The following is a 19,011-nucleotide window of genomic DNA, read 5'->3' on the forward strand; positions in this document are numbered from 1 at the left end:
AATCATGAAAAAATTACTGATTACATTAATGCTGTCTGCAATGACCCCTGCGGCTTTTGCCGTGACCACGATCAAGGCCGAAGTCAACGGCATGGTCTGCGCGTTTTGTGCCAAAGGCATCGAGAAAAAACTCAATGCCTTGCCACAGAAACAGGCCGCATTTGTTGACCTGAAAAGCCGGGTGGTTGCCTTGCAACTCAAAGATGGCCAGGAGGTCTCCGACGCGGCCTTTAGCAAAGTGATTGAAGATGCTGGCTATACGGTGGCCAAGCTGGCCCGGGTGAACCAGACTGTTGAAGCGATTCAGGCAGAAGTGGTCAAGGCGGATCACCAGGCAGGTAGCAAATGATGGCCGCTGAAATCAATCATTTGCAGGCGAGCAAGCGGTTGAATCTGTTGTCGCTATTCACCAGTGGCTCGACGCTGATTTGCTGTGCCTTGCCAGCCACGCTGGTGGCGATCGGCTCGGTGGCAACCCTGACCAGCCTGATCAGCCATTTTCCGCAACTGATCTGGATCAGCGAGCATAAGCCGCTGGTGTTTGGCCTGGCCGGCAGCATGTTGCTGCTGGCCGGCATCATGCAGTGGCGTGCGCGCAATTTGCCTTGCCCGGTGGATCCACAGTTAGCCAAGCTATGCCAGCAAACCCGGCGGCAAAGCCTGTGGATTTACGGGTTTTCTGTGGTCATCTTTTTGGTCGGCAGCTTCTTCGCTTTTATTGCCCCCTTATTGATCGCTTGAGTTGCATCCCCTGGTGTTGGATGAATCAGGGGGAGGACATTCAGCCGCGTTTATGCGGCTGAATGTCAATAAGCGGTTGAAAACAAATGCTTTTAATTCATTTGCACGTCATATTCCTGCGTATAATTCTGTTTCATTAAAGAAGTCCGTCTTTTTGACGATGACTTAATTAGAAAAACAATGCAGAGAGTTGCCATGAATCCACCTATCATCATCGACATTGAAGCCTCTGGCTTTGGCGCTGGCAGTTATCCGGTCGAAATTGGCTATGTGGATAAAAGCGGGCAGACCTGGAGTGCGCAAGTACAGCCGCATGCGGACTGGCTGCACTGGGATGATGAAGCGGAAAAGCTACACCATCAATCCCGTCAGTCTCTGGAAACTTATGGCGCGACGGCACGCGAGATTGCCTTGCATTTGAATCATATGCTCAATGGCAAAACGGTATATACCGATGGCTGGTATCAAGACTTTGTCTGGTTACACGGCTTGTATGAGGCCGCTGGCTTGAGCCCCAACTTCAAGCTTGAGGATTTGAGCCTGACGCTCACGCTTGACCAGAAAGCCGTCTGGCATGAGACCAAGCAGCGCCTGCGTGAGCAAATGGCTTTGGAGCCCCATCGCGCGTCGACCGATGCCAAGCTGTTGCAATTGACCTGGCTGGAAACCGCTGAAATGACCACCGCCTCAGCGGCATAAACGCGCCAGGCTGCCGACCACTGGCAAGATCGGGTAGACTAGCGCTTCCTGAGTTTCAAGGGCATTCCCCCGTTTTATTCCTCCTATGTGTGCGACTCATATACACCCTGTTGCGTCACTTTCCCAAGCTGTGTCTGGCGTCCGCTGGGATATTTTTTGCAAAGTGGTGGATAACTTTGGCGATATTGGCGTGTGCTGGCGCTTGGCCAGGCAATTGGCCGATGAGTACGATATTGCACTGCGCCTGTGGGTAGATGATCTTGCGTTGGCCGAACGTTTTGCGGGTGCTGGGCATGCCCGTATTGAGATACGGCACTGGAATGCAGACGCAGATTTTTCACCAGCGGCCGATGTCGTCATTGAAACCTTTGGCTGTGGTTTGCCAGAGACTTATCAGCAAGACATGTTGCAAGGCGCTGCCACTTGGGTCAATGTCGATCACTTATCTGCAGAACCCTGGGTAGAGGGGTTTCATGCACAACCCTCACCACAAGCCAATGGTTTGATCCGTTATTTCTTTTACCCCGGGTTTACGCCGCAGACCGGTGGCCTGCTACGTGAGGCCAGCTTGCACGCATGGCAGGCGACGGCGCAGTGGTCAAGCTTTGAATTTGCTTCGCCGATAGCCGCATCCCCTTACACACTGACGCTCTCCTTGTTTTGCTACGCGCATGCCCCGCTGGCCGCATTGGTGGCGTCGCTTGCGCAGTCTCTCCAGCCGGTGTTTGTGCTGGTGCCAGAAACAGTCGCGCCTATGCTGGCCGATGTGCTAGGCAGCAGCCCGTTGCGGGTGGGTGAGCAGATCCAGCGCGAGCAGTGTACGTTTCTCGTTATTCCGTTTTTATCGCAAGCGGATTACGACCGCCTGCTTTACCTGTGCGATGTGAATTTTGTCCGCGGGGAGGATAGCTGGATACGGGCATTGTGGGCAGGCAAACCCATGATCTGGTTGCCGTATCAGCAAAGCCAAGAAACGCATCTGGTTAAACTCAATGCCTTTCTCGATCACTATCTGGCACTAGCCGAAGCCTCGGTTGCCGAAACCGTGCGTGAAACCATGCTGGCCTGGGCACGCGGGCACTGGCGTCCTGACTTGTGGCAATCGCTGGTCACTGCATTGCCCGCGCTTGCCAGCCATGCGCAAGCGTTTAAAGCGCAACAATCACAGCAGCCAGATCTCGCCACCAACTTGGTGCGTTTTATTGAGAAAATCCGGCGTTAAGTGAACGATCAGCATCAGGCGCGATGCGCTAACAATGCAGCAAGCAAGGCAGTCGATGAGATACGGCTTGCGCACGGGTCACGCGCAACACAGAAATTTGCAAGCGTGGTCACTTAATCCCTTGTTTTCTTGAGAAATGTCACGCATATCGGGTATAATCCGGCGTTTTAAAATCCCGCATACAAATTAAGGCTTATTATGAAAATCGCTCAAGAACTCCGCGTTGGCAACGTAGTGATGATTGGCAACGACCCGATGGTGGTTGTAAAGACTGAATACAACAAATCCGGCCGTAACGCGGCTGTGGTGAAAATGAAAATGAAAAACTTGTTGACTGAAGCGCCTAGCGAAAACGTCTACAACGCACAGGACAAGTTTGATGTGATCGTGCTCGAAAAGAAAGAAGTGACTTACTCTTACTTTGCTGATCCTACCTACGTATTTATGGATGCTGAATACAACCAATACGATGTGGACGCTGAGTTTATGGAAGACGCGCTGCCATACCTCGAAGACGGCATGCCCTGTGAAGTGCGTTTCTACGAAGGCAAAGCGATTTCTATCGAACTGCCAACCACTGTGGTGCGTGAGATCACTTATACCGAGCCTGCAGTCAAAGGCGATACTTCAGGTAAAGTCATGAAACCAGCAAAAATCGCTTCCGGTTTTGAAATTCCAGTGCCTTTGTTTGTGAACCAGGGCGACAAAATCGAGATCGATACCCGCACAGGTGAATACCGCAACCGCGTGATGAAATAATTCCTCTGCTTGCGATGACCAACCCCGGATTTTCCGGGGTTTTTTATTGCCTGCCACTGGAGATGACAGTGCGATGATGCCTGGTAGTGCGTCATTCTAGGAAATAATGCAACCGTTCAAGTGAATCATTCACTATCTGCGCTTAAAATTTTTCCATGACAATCGCTGACAGCTTTACATCATTTCAATCTTGGGGGTGTGCAATGCGTGATCAGCGAGTCAAAAAAACAAGCTTCTTCCTGTTGTCCGTGGTGTTGGGGGCGACGCTGTTCAGCAGTTTGTCTGTCCATGCAGAAGGAGAGGGGAAAGCAGACCCCAGATCACTCAAGCATCCCCTGATCGGTTATTGGGAATCCAGATTGCCCGAGAGTGGTTGCCTCGAAACCTACTGGTTTAAAGAAGACGGCACAGCGGTTTTTACCAGCGGCGACGAGCAACTTGAAGCGCGTTATGACGTCACCCCGCAACCGGATGAACATGGTTTTTTCAAGTTGAATCATCGCGTGACCTTAAGTAACAAGGCCCTGGATTGCACCAAACAACATTCTGAAATCAATACCGAGCAAACCAGTTTTGTGCTGTTTAAACCTGATGGCAGCAGTTTTATTTCTTGTGATGACGATGATCCTTCGCTTGAAAGCTGTTTTGGCCCCATAGAGTTAAAAAATAACGCTGCCAGAAGCTTGCACTAAGCGGTTTAATCCTGATGTGGTACATCAAGCAAGGCTTGCTCAGGCGGATTGCGCCTGTGCTCGTGGTGTGTCTGGGATTGACCATGGGCTATCCCACGCAAGCCATTATTCACGGGCTCACGTTTCCGGGCATGACGATTTCCACGGTCAAGCTCAGCATACAGCATGCACACTTTTTACAGTCTGTTGAAAAGTGGGAGTATTACGACTCGATTTGCAGTGCCGCCATTGTGGGCCTCAAACCATTGACGCTGATTACCGCTGCGCATTGCATGAAAGAGGTGCGGCTGACCGGCCCCAAAGATTTGCCCGTGGTAGGCATTGCGCAACCTGAACTGCTGGGACTGGAGGACGTGCGCTTAAAACAAGCCTTCTACCGGCCCTTTGACCGTGTAGCTGAAGATTTGACTCAGGATGTCGCTGTGCTGGTATTTGATGCCAAAGTACAAAGCCTGATCCAACCGCTGCGCATTCGCATCGACGACCATGTGCCAGATGTGATTATGATTTGCGGCTATGGGCGCGGCTATGGCGAAGCGGATACGCGGCATCCACGCTGCGGCGAACGCAAGCCTGTGCATGACCTGTCGGATTTTTATCAGATATTGCCCAAGCCCTATCGCGACATGGACGAGATGTTGCACCTGCAAGCACAGACCCAGTTTGCCTATACGCAAGAACTGGTGCATGCCGAAAAGGCGCTGCTGGCGGTAAACCGATTAAACGACCTCGACCAGTACGACCATACCATTCCCATGCCTACGGTGGGCGATTCTGGCGGGCCATGGCTGGTGTTGAACGCACAAGGACAATACGAGTTATTGGCGATTACCAGCCTGGTTGAACGCTTTTACAATCCCAGCGCTAACTGGCCGTTCTTCCAGAAACAGGTGCCACTCTCAGAGTACCCCTATGTGGCTTATGGACTCAAGTTGAGTCACCCTGAAGTCTTGGGATTTTTACAATATGCACAACATAGCGGTGCCGATATCCAGTTCACGTCGGCACCGCTAAATCATTACGGTAAGCGGCCTGCAAACCCAGGCCGTTGAGATTCAGGCATTCAGCTTGTGATCAATTTCTTTTTCAGCCTGTAGCCAGTAATCCATGTGGCTATCGCCAAAGCCATTTTTCTCTGCGATATAGTAGGCCGCAACTTCAATCATCTTGTAACGCTCTTCGCTGGTGATAATAGAAGGTTTTACTGATTTTTTACGGGGGCTGGCAGATTTGGTTTTTGGGGTGTCAGTTTTAGGGGCCGCTTTTTTGGCGCTGGTTTTTTTTGCGGATACATCAGTGGTCTTGCTGGTTGCCATACATAACTCCTTGGTCTAGAGATGAATGAAAATAAAGCTTGTGGCCTTGTCATACTCATATTACAAACGGTAACCCGTCATCGTCAAGCGGCTAACTTCCTGAATATGCAGGGAATTTGATATGTGTCAGCTATTTTTGCTGTTTGAAGCATTTTTCACGGTCAAGTTCACTCGCTTTGCAAATGCAGGGTGGCCCTTCCAAAGTCGCTGCAGATATGGTGTAGTGACAGCAATTCATCATTTTTAAAAATAAATATGTATAAAAAAGCACTCACTTCACTGACCATCCTGTTCTTCATGATGGGCTTTATCACCTGCCTGAACGATATTCTGGTGCCCTATCTGAAAGCCATTTTTGCCTTGAGCTATGCCCAGGCGGCCTTGATCCAGTTCTGTTTTTTTGCGGCTTATGGCCTGACTTCTATCCCTTTTAGCAAACTGATTGAGCAAGTCGGCTACCAAAAAGGCATGGTGATCGGCTTTGCCTTGGCCGCCCTAGGCTGCCTGCTGTTTTATCCGGCGGTGCTCTTGCACACCTATGGCTTGTTTTTGGCGGCCTTGTTCGTGCTCGCGTCTGGCATCGTGCTACTGCAAGTGGCCGCAAACCCTTGCGTGTCCATCATCGGGCCCAAAGAAACCGCGTCTTCCAGACTGACCATGGCTCAAGCCTTTAACTCTCTCGGCACCTTTGTCGCCCCGTTTTTTGGCGCCTATTTCATCCTCTCTGGCTTGACCAACTCCAGCTATGCCGAAGGCGTGGTCTATCCTTATTTCCTGATCGCTAGCGTATTGATCGTGATCGCAGTCGTGCTATCACGCATCAACCTGTCAGGGATCGAAAGCGCAGAAGCAGACGAGAGTAGCTGGTCTGAAGTATTGCAAGAAAAAGGCCTGTTACTGGGCGTAATCGGTATTTTTGCCTACGTTGGCGCTGAAGTCTCGATAGGCAGTTTTCTGGTCAATTATGTAATGGACATCAGCCATGTTGCAGAAACCCAGGCCGCACCATTGGTGGCTTTGTACTGGGGTGGTGCCATGGTCGGCCGCTTTATCGGAATCTTCACCCTTAAGGCATTCGCCCCCGCCAAAGTGCTTATCACCCACGCATTGCTCTCGGTCATGTTTATCCTGGTCTCCATGCAAAGCACGGGCAATCTTGCAATTGCGACCATGGTGCTGGTTGGCTTGTGTAACTCCATCATGTTCCCCACCATTTTTACATTGGGCATCAAAAGCCTGAAAGCCGGGCAGGAGAAAAAAGGCTCAGGCTTGCTCGCAACAGCAATTGTGGGCGGCGCAGTGATCCCACTTTTGACCGGGTTGCTGGCAGACCGCTTGGGAATACATCATGCCTTTGTGTTGCCGGTGATTTGTTATGCGTATATCGCGTGGTTGGGGTTTAGGAACCTGACAAAGCTTTAGTCTCAGCAGACGCAGAGATATTGGCTTCCCTAGGGGAACTTGAACAAAGCAAATTAGCCGGCAGGGCGCGCAACTTCTTTCCTATTCTACAAAACTAGATCGCAATACCATTTGATAGGGTACTTTTTATATGACTGATGAGTTGAAAGTACGTGTGAAGAATTGGTTAAACAAACATGGCTACCCTCTTGAGATGGAGGTCGCCTCAATAGCCAGAGATGCCGGATTTGAAGTCTCGCAATCTGAATGTTATGTAGACCCAGAAACTGGTTTGTCACGGGAAATTGATTTAATTTTATACAAAAGTAATTTCAGTCAAGGCGAAGGCTCAGTATTTTTGAGCTATCGCCTTTTGGTTGAATGCAAGAGCAGTAAGGACAAACCTTGGTTACTATTTGCTATTCCAAATGTAAATGATGGTTCAGAGCAAGATGAGTTTATAAGCTCATATAAGTTAGAGGAGTCTTATTTTGGTCAAGAGTGCATTCAGCGATACATTCGAAGGCTAATTTTTACGGGGGAGGGCGAGCTGTATATCTATCCAAATCTTGATTCAGAGCCTTGGCTTGGCTTCGGCGTTACCCAAGCTTTTTCTGAGGCTCAGGATACGCCTTTTAAAGCAATCATGAGTGCTACGAAAGCTGCCTTGTATTACGCCAGTCGAGCTAATCAACTTGAAATTGTACTGCCTGATTTCGAGTTATTCTTTCCAATTGTTGTAATCGATGTGCCACTTTATGCAGTATCCCATAACTCTAAAAGCAATGAATTGGATATGGTAGAGATAGAGGTGGGTAACATCCTTTGGAAGCATCATATGGCAGGCAGGTCGAGGCATGGAGTGTACTTGGTTACGAAGCTCGCTCTGCCAACTTTTTTGGAAAGATGTCATCAGTGCGCAGAGTTGCTTCTGCGCCAAAATGAGATGACGTTAAGTCAGATTTACCAGGAAGTTAGTTCAAAAAAGTGAAGCCCGACAGATCCACTCACAAAAGTAAAATTTCTTATTGATGCATCCTTGGTAATTTGAATTAACTCAAAGTGCGGGAGAAATTGATACATCTGTCAAAGGTTATGCCGATGTCCCACCCACCGTCAACCCGTCAATCCTCAACGTAGGCTGCCCAACCCCTACAGGCACGCTCTGACCTTCCTTGCCACAAGTCCCTACGCCGCTATCCAGCGCCATATCATTGCCTATCATGCTCACACGTTTCAGTACGTCAGGGCCGTTACCTATCAGTGTTGCACCTTTCACCGGGTAGGTGATTTGGCCATCTTCAATCATGTAGGCTTCAGCGGCGCTGAAAACGAATTTACCACTGGTGATATCGACCTGGCCGCCACCAAAGTTGGCTGCGTAGAGGCCTTTTTTGACTGACTTGATAATCTCTTGCGGGTCTTTGTCGCCGTTGAGCATATAGGTGTTGGTCATGCGTGGCATGGGGATGTGCGCGTAGCTTTCGCGGCGTGCGTTGCCGGTGAGGCTCATGCCCATCAGGCGGGCGTTGAGCGTATCCTGGATGTAGCCGCGCAGGATGCCGTCTTCAATCAATACGGTTTTTTCCGGGGCGTTGCCTTCGTCATCCATAGTCAGGGAGCCGCGGCGGTCGGCGATGGTGCCGTCATCGACAATGGTGATGCCTTTAGCAGCGACTTGCTGGCCGATCATATTGCTAAAAGCGCTGCTGCCTTTGCGGTTAAAGTCACCTTCGAGGCCGTGGCCGATGGCTTCGTGCAGCAAAATGCCGGGCCAGCCGCTGCCGAGCACGACAGTCATGCTGCCTGCGGGGGCAGGGCGCGCATCCAGATTAACCAGGGCTTGATGCACGGCTTTTTGTGCGTAGTCTTGTAGCACTTCATCGGTGAAGTAGCTGTAATCAAAGCGGCCACCGCCACCGCTGGAGCCTTGTTCACGACGGCCATTGTGTTCGGCGATGACTTGGAGGGAGACGCGCACCAGCGGTCGCACATCGCCTGCCATGACGCCGTCACTACGGGCGACAATGACGACTTCGTATTCGGCGGCCATGGAGGCCATCACTTGCGTCACGCGTGGGTCTTGGGCCTTGGCGTAACGTTCGAGTTTTTCGAGCAGCTTGACCTTGGCATCTGCACTGAGGCTGGCAATCGGGTCTTGCGGCAGATAGAGTGGCAGGTGGCTGCGGGTGACGATGCTGTGGCCGGTTTTTTCTTGCCCCAGGCTGGCGATAGCGCGGGTGGCACTGGCGGCTTGTTGCAGGGCGTCGAGGTGGATGTCATCCGAATAGGCAAAAGCCGTTTTTTCGCCGCTGACGGCGCGCACGCCAACACCCTGGTCGATATTGAAACTGCCGGATTTGACCTGACCTTCTTCCAGGCCCCAGGATTCGCTGCGGCTGTATTGAAAATACAGGTCGGCGTAGTCGATATTGTGCGTCATCATGCCGGAGAGCACATTGGTCAGCGCTTCTTGATCCAGTCCAGCAGGGCGCAGCAGTAAGTCGTTGGCTGTGGTCAGGTGTGTTTGCATAGTGTGTCTACTTTACTTTCAGCGTCTGGTGAGCGGGTTGTTTTGATTTGAGTGATTTTTCACCAAGGAGTGCCGCTTGCGTACTCAGGGTTTTCATTAAATGGCTTTAATGGTTTTGTGTTTGAGCGCAGGCAAGCTTTCGCGCAGGTTTTTAATATAGTTGCGGTTAACATTGGCGATGACAATCCCGGAGCCACGCGGCAAGCGGTCAAGCACGACGCCCCACGGATCGACAATCATGCTGTTACCATGGGTTTCGCGGCCAGAGAGATGGTAACCCCCCTGCGCAGAAGCAACCACATAGCACAGGTTTTCAACCGCACGGGCGCGCACCAGGGTTTCCCAATGGGCTTTGCCTGTGGTTTCGGTAAAGGCTGAGGGCACCACGATCATATCCACATCACCCATGGCGCGGAACAGTTCGGGGAAGCGCAAATCGTAGCAAATCGAGAGGCCAATGCGGCCAAACGGGGTGTCTACGGTGACCACGGTATCGCCAGGTTCAATGGTGTTTTCTTCATGGTAATGCTCGGTGCCCATATCCATGCCAAACAGGTGAATCTTGTCATAACGGGCGACTTGTTCGCCTTTGTCGTTATACACCAGGCAGCTGTTACGCACTTTATTGGCGTAATTGCTTTCCAGCGGCACTGTGCCAGCGACAATCCAGATTTTGTAGGCTTTGGCGGTTTTGCTCAAAAACTGCTGGATAGGCCCGGTATTGGGCTTCTCGCGGATGGTGACCTTGTCAAAATCTTTAAGCCCCATAATGCAAAAGTACTCGGGCAGTACCACCAGCTTGGCGCCAGCCTTGGCCGCCATTTCGATGAGCCGCTTGGACTCGACCAGGTTGGCCGAAACACTGGGGCTGGACGCCATCTGGATCGCCGCAACTTTGACGATGTCATCATTGGCTGAGGATTTGAGTTTTTTGGTTTTATTGTCGGCCATGGCAAGTTTCCGGTTTAAATGCTTGATATTGACATTAATGCAGATTTTTTAAAGGTTGAACAGCAGGGGTGGCCGGGGCTTTTTTATCGGCGTCGGCTTCCTGCGGGTTATCCCAAGTGCCTGTAATCATATACTCACTGGCACTGATTTTGTTAAGTGGATCTTTGAGCAGCTTTTGTGCGACAAAGGCAGCCACACCGACAATTGGACCGCCAGCCAGCGCTGCGAGCGATACCGAGTCGGAAATATGTGGGACGACCCGCACTTTGAGGCGCTGCGTTTCGGCCTTGAGGTTGGTTTCCCCCTTGATTCTGGCCTCAGCAGCGGGGCCGGTCATAAACAGGTCGTCGCTGCGTAAAATCCCGTCGCGAATATTGGCGGTAGAGGTGATTTTGTCAAAGGCAAAGCCTTCGCTAAACAAGTCGTGGAAATCCAGCGTCAAGCGTCGTGGCAAGCTCTGCAAGCTCAACAGGCCGAGCAAGCGTCCCACACCGGGTTGCACTTTCAGGATCTGGCCTTTTTCAAGCTGCATGGTGAAGCTGCCATCCAGACGTTCAACCGCAAACTCGTGCGGGCTGCCTGGCCAGCTTAGTTGGCCATTCATGTTGCCTGTGCCGCCCTTGACCATTTCCCCTCCGGGCTGAAAGCGCTGCAAGGTTTTGCCCAGGTTGCTGGAGTTCAGGTTGAATTTTAGCTGGGTTTGCGGGCTGCGCACCGAGTTGCGCCAGGTGCCGTCTGCGGTGAGTTGGCTGTCCGGATTGGTAATGCTCATGCGCTGGATCACCCAGCTCTCGCCGCTGTTAAAAGCTTTCAAGTCCAGGCTGCCTAATTGCTTGTCGCCAAACTGGAAGTCCTGCGCAGTGATATCCAGCTCCGGGTAGGTCATGTCCAATCTGCGCGCCTCGGCGGGGGCTGGCGTAGTGTCGTTATCCGGGGTGCGTGGCACACGCAGATAATTTAAACGGGCCACCAGTTTATTGGGTTTGCCAGCCAGCCAGTCTGCCTCGCCCGCCAGCTCCTGGCTTTGTATCAGCAGCTTGAGGCGTTCACTTTCGGGCGTGATATTCAGTTTGATCTGATGCAGATTGCGGTCAAACACATGCAAGGTGCCCGCGGTCAGTTCTACCTGATTGAGCGCCAGTGAAGAAGTGGCCGAGTTTTGGGGCGTGCCTGACTGATTAAGATAGGGCAGCCATTCATCAATGTTGAGCTTTTGAAAGTCTGCCCTTAAATTGATGCCATTGCCTGTAGGCAAGCGGGCAGGGGTGTTGATGGCAATTTCCCCTGCGGTAATGGTTGCTGTTTCGCCATTGACCTGGCGGAACAGGTTGGCGTGTAGCCACTCATTGTAGTCAATCGCAATTTTATCCGGCTGGTTGTTTTCCTGACGCACACGGATGATCAGGTTGGCAGGTGTGTCTGCCGTTTTTTTGGCGGGCTCGGGTAAATCAATCGTCATGCCTATCAGCTGCGAGCGAATATCCAGCCTGAGATTCGGTGCCTGAATCAGCACATTGCTTTTCCAGTCGGTGGTGCCATGCAAGGCACGCGTTAACAGGTTGTTATCCAGTTTTCTAAGGGCGGCATCCGTGATGCGGCCGCTGCCCTGAATCATCACAGATTTGTCCGGGCGGGTACTCAAGCTCAGGGTGGCCGGATTGTCGAACAGGCTGAGTTGTATGCCTTGCGCCTGCAAGCCCTTCTCGTTGAATTTGAGATTCCCGTTGATATTGCCCATTTCGGGCATGGCTAGTTGCGTATTGGCGGCGATATGGCCATTTTTGATCGCATAGTCGCCCTGAAACTGGCTGGCATCGACGTTATTGAGCGGAATTTGTAACGCTAGCTTGAGGTCTGCCGCGCCGCTGGCTTTGAGCGTATCGGTAAAGCCCATGGTGACTTGCTTGACCGGGCTGGTGTTGATGAATTTAATGCCTTGCTCCAGGTTGCCTGTTGCGACGGCCTTGACACTCAGAATAGGGTCATCCGCATCCAGTCTCGGAATCTCTACTTGTGCTTGCGTAATGTGCTGGCCGACCGTGGTGGCATTTTTAACGGCAATATCCATCCGCTTGCCTTCAAACTTGAGGAAGGCGTCGATGTCTTGCAGTTGCGGCCAATCGGTCCCGTATTCCAGGCTGGCACGGTCAAGCTGGGCTGTGACCCTGAATAAACCCAGTGACGGATCTGAATGAAACGCTGCATTCACATAGGGGAAGTCTTTGACCCGGCCTTTGACAATCACTTCGCCGTGTCGGATCTGGCCACCCAGAATCGAGGTATCCAGCCAGTGCAGGGTGGCCTGATCAAGCACCAGGGGATAATAGAACGACGCAAATTTGGCATCGCCACGTTCAATCTGGCTTTGAAGCTGTATGGTATCGCCACCGGTGGCACCCAATTGGTATTCCATGTTGGTGCGTAATGCCAGATGCGGGTTGGCAAAATGCAGATTGTGTGTGCTGATCAACATTTTTTGGCCGTTATTGCGCCACTCGATTTCGCCTTGTAGCTGATCAATCGGTAGCGGCCAGCGCAATAGACCTGCCAATTCAAGCGTGGCCTCTTTTGTATCCAGCTCCAGGTTGCCTGCATTGGGTTTGACAGACAGCTGCCCAGCCCAGTTTTGCAAGCCAGGGAGTTTTTCATACGCCTTGGTTTGTATATGATCAAAGCTGGCTGTGATGGCGTAATCCTGCCACTGCTTGTCGTGGTATAGCCAGCGAGCCTTGACTTTGCTGGCATTGCCCGTGGGGACCATGTTTTCCAGATAGCGGGTGAGGGCAGCGTCGGCAGGCAGCCATTTTGCCAGCAGGTTGCTATGCGTCAGACCCAGTTGTTTGAGGCTCAGGGTGCCTTCATGACCGTGCTGGTCCCATTGCACCTCACCATTGGCATCGCTGAGCATGAGGCCGGGCTCAATGTCGGCAGAAAAATGCTTGAGTGTCAGCATTTGCCGTTGTTCTACGCGTTGCCAGCGTACTTCACCACTGACCGTTTTGGCGATAAAGGTTTGCGATGTCCGGGCGGGCGAGACTGCAACATGATTGAGCGCAACCTGTGCCGCTAGGCGCTGTAACTGCAGCTTGTCAAAGGCCAGCGTCGCGGTCAGGTTGCCTTTGCCCGCCGTCAGCGCGACAGGCAGGTCAATCCAGGGGCTCCAGGCCGCCAAATCGGTTTCAGGCAAACGGAGCGAGAGTTCGCCATGCCATGCTTCTGGCTTGGATACATCATCGCCAACCGCGACGGCTTCAAGATGAATACGTTGCTGGGTCCCTGTTGAAACCAGGCTATCAACATGAATGCTGTGACGGTGCAACAGGCGTTGCCAGACCGGTGTCAATATCTGGATGTTCAAATCCTTAAGCAGCAAAGGCGGAGCATGGCGTTGTTCATCAAGCCAGGTCACCGTGGCATTGGATATTTTGATGCGTCGTTGCGACAGCAGCCAGTTGGCAAACGCTGGATTCCCCTGCCCGGACATGGAAATGCCTGCCAAAAAGACTTGACCCTCTGCAGTTCTTCTCACTACCAGATTGGGTGCATCAATATTGAGGCTGACCAGCGAGGGTGAGAGTAGCGCCAGACTGCTCCATGACAGGCGGGTGGTGACCTGGGCCAGTTCAAGTGCCGGGCGTTGTTGCCTATCGTATAGCGTCACCTTGCCCAATGTGACTTGCGGTGCCAGGCCACGCCAGCGGATGGCTATGCTGGCAATGGTGACATTTTGCTTGAGCGCGTCGCTCAAGGTGTGTTCGATCCGGCTGCGATAGTCGTCGATATGGGGGAACACGTAAAACTGGATAACCCCGACGATGCCTGCCAGCAGGATGAGGAGGCCGATCAACAAAGAGAGCAGCCAGCGTTTGATTTTTTGCAGGGGCATATTGAGGGATTTTGCAGGACAAAAAAGATATTATTTATTTATGTGACTATTTTACTCGAAAACAGTTGCGTCACTGTCAGCGTTACAACTACATTACGCGCTTTTATCTGGCGTCACCGCTATTTCAGCAGCGCTTCAAGGATTTATCCGCCGAGCGGGCATGATTCGTTTAAAATGCGATTCTTTTGCTGTTCGATGACGTTTAAAGGTATTCAAGAGTGATTCAGTTTAAGCAGCTGACTTTTTCGCGGGCAGGCAAGCCCTTGGTCGAAGGCGCCAGCTTTCAGTTGCATCCCGGCCATCGGGTTGGTTTAACCGGGGCGAACGGCGCAGGCAAATCCAGCCTGTTCGCCTTGTTGCGTGGCGAGCTGGTGGCCGAGGCCGGTGAATTACTGATTCCGCAGCAATGGGTGATTGCACATGTGGCACAAGAAACCCCTGCGCTTGCGCAGTCTGCACTCTCCTACACGCTCGAAGGCGATCAAGAGTTGCATGCCCTGCAAGTAAATCTGGCGCAGGCTGAGGCCAATGGCACACAGGATCCCATACAGGTGGCGGAGTGGCATCAACGGTTGGCCGATATTGATGGCTATAGTGCCGAGGCCAGAGCCAGTGCCTTGCTGGCGGGGCTGGGCTTTACCCAGGCACAACTGAGTCAAGCGGTCAGTGATTTTTCGGGCGGCTGGCGGATGCGCCTGAATCTGGCACGTGCGCTGATGTGCCGTTCTGACCTGCTGTTGCTGGATGAACCGACCAACCACCTGGATATTGAAGCGGTGATTTGGCTGGAAGGCTGGCTGAGCGCTTATCGTGGCACTTTGTTGCTGATCTCGCATGACCGCGAGTTTCTGGATAACACCGTTAACCATATCCTGCATATCGAGCAGCGGCAACTGAGCCTGTACCGCGGCGGCTATAGCGATTTTGAACGCCAACGCGCTGAAAAACTGGTGTTGCAACAAGCCAGCTACCAAAAACAGCAGCAGCAAATCGCCCATTTGCAACAATATATTGACCGGTTTCGTGCCAAGGCCACCAAGGCGCGTCAGGCCCAAAGCCGTATCAAGGCGCTTGAGCGCATGGAGCGCATCAGTGCTGCACATTTGGATTCGCCCTTTAGTTTCAGTTTTCGTGATCTGGGCGCCGCGCCAGATCCTTTGCTGGTCATCAATCAAGCAGCCTTGGGCTATGGTCAGCAAACACTGGTCAAGTTGGCGCATCTGGCGATTCGTCCCGGTGAGCGCATCGGATTGCTTGGTAAAAATGGCGCAGGGAAGTCCACGCTGATTAAGGCGCTGGCGCAATCAGAAACCTTGTTGGCGGGCGAGCGGGTGGAGGGTAAAGATCTGCGCATCGGCTATTTCGCGCAACACCAGCTGGAGCAACTAATCGCCGAGGATTCGCCACTCATGCATTTGCAACGCCTGGACCCTAAAGCCAGAGAGCAGGAACTGCTGGACTTTTTGGGCGGCTTTGATTTTAGGGGCGAGATGGCAAAAAGTCCGTGTGGCCCGTTTTCCGGCGGCGAAAAATCACGGCTGGCGCTGGCGATGCTCATCTGGCAACGTCCCAACCTGATTTTGCTGGATGAGCCCACCAACCATCTGGATATCGAAATGCGCCATGCCCTGTCTATGGCCTTGCAGGCCTATGAAGGGGGGATGGTCATGGTCTCGCACGACCGCACACTGCTGGCGACGTGCTGCGAAAAGTTTGTACTGGTTGCTGAAGGCCAGGTCAGCGTGTTTGATGGTGACTTGGAAGATTACAAGCAGTCTTTACTGCAATCTGCGCCGTCTGCCATGTCCGAGCCAACAAGCACGGCCACTAAACAGAATGCCTATCATCAGCAAAAAGCAGATCGACAGGCGCGGTTGCAAGCGCGCAGACCGCTGCTCAAAAGTCTGGCAGCACTGGAGAAGCAGCTGGCCGAGCTGGAGCAAACCAAGCAATCACTAGACAGCCAACTGGCTGAGAGCGGTATCTATGAAGCCTCGCAACGGGAGGCTTTGCAAGCACTGTTGATTGCACAGGCACAAAACCAGAAACAGCTGGATACGGTTGAGAGTGAATGGTTGTCGCTACAGGAAGCACTAGAGGCATTGCCGGAAGTAGATTAACTGTTGTAGCAAACATATATATAGGAATCATTGATAAAGGAATAGTTATGGAAATGACATATGAAGAGCGGCTGAAGTGGTTACATCAGCTCTGTCAGGCCCAAGCCAATGCAGTGCCGCTGTCTGCTGAAGCGGCCAAGTCTGCCTATGCGAATGCCGATGTTGAAGAGGCCGCGCATTACCTGGCAAGTTTTTTAACTTTTCAGGCCATACGTTCTGCAGAGCGCCATCCGGCCGATGAGTTGCAAAGCGACTTTGATATGCTGGGGGTGTATCAGTGTTTTGGCTTGATGTTGTACGCCTTTTTGCTCATGCCATTAACGCAGGATGGGCACCAGCCAGATTATGCCCGGGCACAAGTGACGATAGGCAAAACCTTGTTTGCAGGGCTGGCGCCAGAAATGCTGGCAGAGATTATCGAGTCTGGGTTTCATAAGTTTCAATTGATCGCAGAAACCGATTCCGAGCACTGGCTGACCTACCGCGAAAATCTGGATAAAGTGACCATCAGCTACCTGATTGCAAGCACAGACGATGACAGTCCGCATGGCCCGGAGGATGTATTGCCTCTGTTTGGTCAGTTGCTCAGCCAGTTGTGTGAGGCTTTTACTGCGGATTAAATTTTGCATCGAACATATTTGCGGTATACTTTAAATTGATTTAACATTTTCGATTCAGTTTGAAAACTTGGGTAAAATGTCTCGCTTACGCTTGTTATTGAATTTGTTTGTTCGTTAAGATTCCGTGGCTAAAGTACATTGAGCCTAATGCAAATCTCAAAAAGGACATAAATGAGCAAGCTGCTGTTGATTGACGATGATGTTGAACTAGCCAACATGCTAAAGGAATTTCTGACGCAGGAAGGCTACACCGTGACAACTGCACATGATGGCCTGACGGGTGAGCAATATGTTCTGGCTGGCAAGTTTGATCTTGCTATTCTGGATGTGATGATGCCTGGCCAGGATGGATTGCAAACATTACGCAACATCCGTCAGCATTCCGATATTCCTGTGTTGATGTTGACCGCCAAGGACGACAATGAAGGCCGCATTGAAGGCCTGGAAGCTGGCGCGGATGACTATGTTCAAAAACCCTGTTTACCACGCGAGTTGGTTGCTCGCGTGCGTGCGATCTTGCGCCGCCATACCAGTGACAGTCCCAAAGGGAATGATATTGTGGTTGGTCAACTGGTGGTTTCCAGCGAGCGCAGAAAAGTGTTCTGGGCGGATAAACCTATCATTTTCACCAGTACCGAATTCAGTTTGATTGAAATTCTTGCCAAACATGCAGGTACCATCGTTAGCAAAGAGGATCTGTCAGTCAAGGCCTTAGGTCGTCCGCTGGTCAAGTATGACCGTAGCATTGATGTTCATTTAAGCAGTATCCGTCAAAAAATCTCTGAAGTTTCCGGCGGGGTCAATGTGATTCAAACAATTTACCGCGTTGGCTATCAACTGGTAAGAGAATAATTCGCTATTGCGAGGCCTATGGGGCGCCTGTTCTGGAAGTTATTTGCAGCACTTTTTCTGGCGCTCATTTCAACCGATATTATTGTTGGAAACATTGCAGAGTGGGAGCTGAATCGCAAGCTGGTCGGCTACCATGAAGCGTTGCATGCCGCGAGTGACCAGGTTAAAGCACAAGCCCCGACGCAACCCTCTAATGAGCTGATCGCAAAAACACTGTCACATGAACACCTGCCTTTGGTGTTTAACCTTCCGGTTTGGGTGTTTGTTTTCGGCATTCTCGCCAATCTCGTCTTTGCCAGTTTGCTTGCCTGGGCCATCGCGCATCCAATCAAGCTGTTGCTGATTCATCTTAAAAGTGCAGCAGAGGGCGATCTGCTCGTGCGTGTCAGCCCCAAGATCAAGGCCTCTTATGATGAGTTTTCCGGCCTAGGGCAGGCCTTTGATCTGATGGCGCTGCGCTTGAATAATATGATCAAAAGCCAGTCAAACATGATGCATCATGTTTCGCACGAACTGCGTTCCCCATTGGCAAGAATACAGATGGCTGTTGGTCTGGCCATGCAAAATCCACAAAAAATTCAGAGCTCTTTGCAGCGCGTTGAGCTTGAAGCTGTGCGCATGGAACGCATGATCTCTGAATTACTCGAAATTTTTCGCTTTGAATCGGATATACACAAGCTGCAAAAGGTAGAGGTGGATTTGCAGGCCTTGTTAACGGGCATTGTTGGGGATGTCCTGTTTGAAAAGCATGACGCCAAAATCCGGTTGCTGATGCCAGATGAGCCCGTCATTCTGGATGGGCAACTGGAGTTGTTGCAACGTGCGATTGATAACGTGATCCGCAACGCGCTCAAATATGGTCCTGTGGATGGTGAGGTGACGATTGAGTTGCAACATAGTCAGCGTACTGGCGAAATTATTCTCGAAGTACAGGATCAGGGGCAGGGCGTAGAGCCACAAGAGCTTGAGCAGATATTCAAGCCTTTTGTGCGAGGTCGCCGCGCTTCGCAAGTCGAAGGGCATGGCATCGGCCTCGCCATGACCAAGCATATCGTTGAAGCCCATGGCGGCTTTGTCAACGCCACCAATCTAAGCCCGGACGGATTCATGATCCGTATTCATTTGCCCATCCAGCAAGAAACGACGTAGACGATCCTCTAAAAATCAGCGCTAACAATGCTAAAATAGCGCGTTTAAGATTACGCAGGCGAATGCCGGA

Annotated in this window: 17 protein-coding genes; 13 read left to right on the forward strand and 4 right to left on the reverse strand. The window is 51.7% G+C overall.

Annotated features, from left to right (window positions below):
* Positions 1-4 precede the first annotated feature (4 nt).
* The 7 genes from AACH41_RS05195 to AACH41_RS05225 all read left to right on the forward strand — a co-directional run bounded on the left by AACH41_RS05195 (position 5) and on the right by AACH41_RS05225 (position 5,165).
* A complete protein-coding gene (locus AACH41_RS05195; RefSeq protein ID WP_313984047.1) occupies positions 5-349 on the forward strand; it encodes a heavy-metal-associated domain-containing protein in 345 nt (114 codons plus the stop codon).
* Positions 349-741: a hypothetical protein gene (locus tag AACH41_RS05200; RefSeq protein ID WP_275357220.1), complete on the forward strand. Its 393-nt coding sequence runs from the start codon at positions 349-351 to the stop codon at positions 739-741. Before AACH41_RS05195 ends, AACH41_RS05200 begins: the two co-directional genes overlap by 1 nt.
* A gap of 195 nt (positions 742-936) precedes the next feature.
* Positions 937-1,440 carry a 3'-5' exoribonuclease gene (locus tag AACH41_RS05205; RefSeq protein WP_313984050.1) on the forward strand — a complete coding sequence of 168 codons (504 nt, stop codon included), beginning with the start codon at positions 937-939 and terminating at the stop codon, positions 1,438-1,440.
* Between the two features lie 130 nt (positions 1,441-1,570).
* Complete coding sequence (earP, locus tag AACH41_RS05210) at positions 1,571-2,662, forward strand: elongation factor P maturation arginine rhamnosyltransferase EarP (RefSeq protein WP_338657249.1); 1,092 nt, start codon at positions 1,571-1,573, stop codon at positions 2,660-2,662.
* Positions 2,663-2,860: 198 nt separating this feature from the next.
* On the forward strand, positions 2,861-3,421 hold the full coding sequence (efp, locus tag AACH41_RS05215; protein ID WP_018986563.1) for an elongation factor P: 561 nt from the start codon (positions 2,861-2,863) through the stop codon (positions 3,419-3,421).
* A gap of 203 nt (positions 3,422-3,624) precedes the next feature.
* The gene (locus AACH41_RS05220; protein WP_338657253.1) at positions 3,625-4,113 is read left to right on the forward strand and encodes a hypothetical protein; all 489 of its coding nucleotides are present in this window, start codon (positions 3,625-3,627) and stop codon (positions 4,111-4,113) included.
* A 14-nt stretch (positions 4,114-4,127) separates the two neighbouring features.
* A complete protein-coding gene (locus AACH41_RS05225) occupies positions 4,128-5,165 on the forward strand; it encodes a hypothetical protein (RefSeq protein WP_338657255.1) in 1,038 nt (345 codons plus the stop codon).
* Between the two features lie 3 nt (positions 5,166-5,168).
* On the opposite strand, the gene AACH41_RS05230 is transcribed toward AACH41_RS05225, so the two are convergent.
* Positions 5,169-5,429, reverse strand: coding sequence for a DUF2934 domain-containing protein (locus AACH41_RS05230; protein ID WP_275356870.1), 261 nt, complete (start codon positions 5,427-5,429; stop codon positions 5,169-5,171).
* Positions 5,430-5,684: 255 nt separating this feature from the next.
* On the opposite strand from AACH41_RS05230, the gene AACH41_RS05235 reads away from it, so the two are divergent.
* Both AACH41_RS05235 and AACH41_RS05240 read left to right on the forward strand, forming a co-directional pair.
* The gene (locus AACH41_RS05235) at positions 5,685-6,851 is read left to right on the forward strand and encodes a sugar MFS transporter (RefSeq protein ID WP_338657257.1); all 1,167 of its coding nucleotides are present in this window, start codon (positions 5,685-5,687) and stop codon (positions 6,849-6,851) included.
* 130 nt (positions 6,852-6,981) lie between these two features.
* Entirely contained in the window at positions 6,982-7,821 is an 840-nt protein-coding gene (locus tag AACH41_RS05240) for a hypothetical protein (RefSeq protein WP_338657260.1), read from the forward strand.
* A 102-nt stretch (positions 7,822-7,923) separates the two neighbouring features.
* On the opposite strand, the gene tldD is transcribed toward AACH41_RS05240, so the two are convergent.
* The 3 genes from tldD to AACH41_RS05255 form a co-directional block, all read right to left on the reverse strand.
* Complete coding sequence (tldD, locus tag AACH41_RS05245) at positions 7,924-9,363, reverse strand: metalloprotease TldD (protein WP_338657262.1); 1,440 nt, start codon at positions 9,361-9,363, stop codon at positions 7,924-7,926.
* Between the two features lie 96 nt (positions 9,364-9,459).
* Positions 9,460-10,314 carry a carbon-nitrogen hydrolase family protein gene (locus tag AACH41_RS05250; RefSeq protein ID WP_194747063.1) on the reverse strand — a complete coding sequence of 285 codons (855 nt, stop codon included), beginning with the start codon at positions 10,312-10,314 and terminating at the stop codon, positions 9,460-9,462.
* A gap of 34 nt (positions 10,315-10,348) precedes the next feature.
* A complete protein-coding gene (locus AACH41_RS05255) occupies positions 10,349-14,200 on the reverse strand; it encodes a YhdP family protein (RefSeq protein ID WP_338657266.1) in 3,852 nt (1,283 codons plus the stop codon).
* Positions 14,201-14,418: 218 nt separating this feature from the next.
* Here AACH41_RS05255 and AACH41_RS05260 point away from each other — a divergent pair, with 218 nt between their 5' ends.
* From AACH41_RS05260 to AACH41_RS05275, 4 genes are all read left to right on the forward strand, one after another.
* A complete protein-coding gene (locus AACH41_RS05260) occupies positions 14,419-16,320 on the forward strand; it encodes an ATP-binding cassette domain-containing protein (protein WP_338657268.1) in 1,902 nt (633 codons plus the stop codon).
* A gap of 47 nt (positions 16,321-16,367) precedes the next feature.
* Positions 16,368-16,940 (forward strand): hypothetical protein, encoded by a 573-nt coding sequence (locus tag AACH41_RS05265; RefSeq protein WP_194747060.1) that lies wholly within the window; start codon positions 16,368-16,370, stop codon positions 16,938-16,940.
* Positions 16,941-17,111: 171 nt separating this feature from the next.
* Entirely contained in the window at positions 17,112-17,792 is a 681-nt protein-coding gene (locus AACH41_RS05270; RefSeq protein ID WP_194747059.1) for a response regulator transcription factor, read from the forward strand.
* A gap of 18 nt (positions 17,793-17,810) precedes the next feature.
* Positions 17,811-18,941: an ATP-binding protein gene (locus AACH41_RS05275; RefSeq protein ID WP_338657271.1), complete on the forward strand. Its 1,131-nt coding sequence runs from the start codon at positions 17,811-17,813 to the stop codon at positions 18,939-18,941.
* Positions 18,942-19,011: the final 70 nt, after the last annotated feature.

The organism is Methylophilus sp. DW102 (genome assembly GCF_037076555.1).
Classification (GTDB): Bacteria; Pseudomonadota; Gammaproteobacteria; order Burkholderiales; family Methylophilaceae; genus Methylophilus; species Methylophilus glucosoxydans.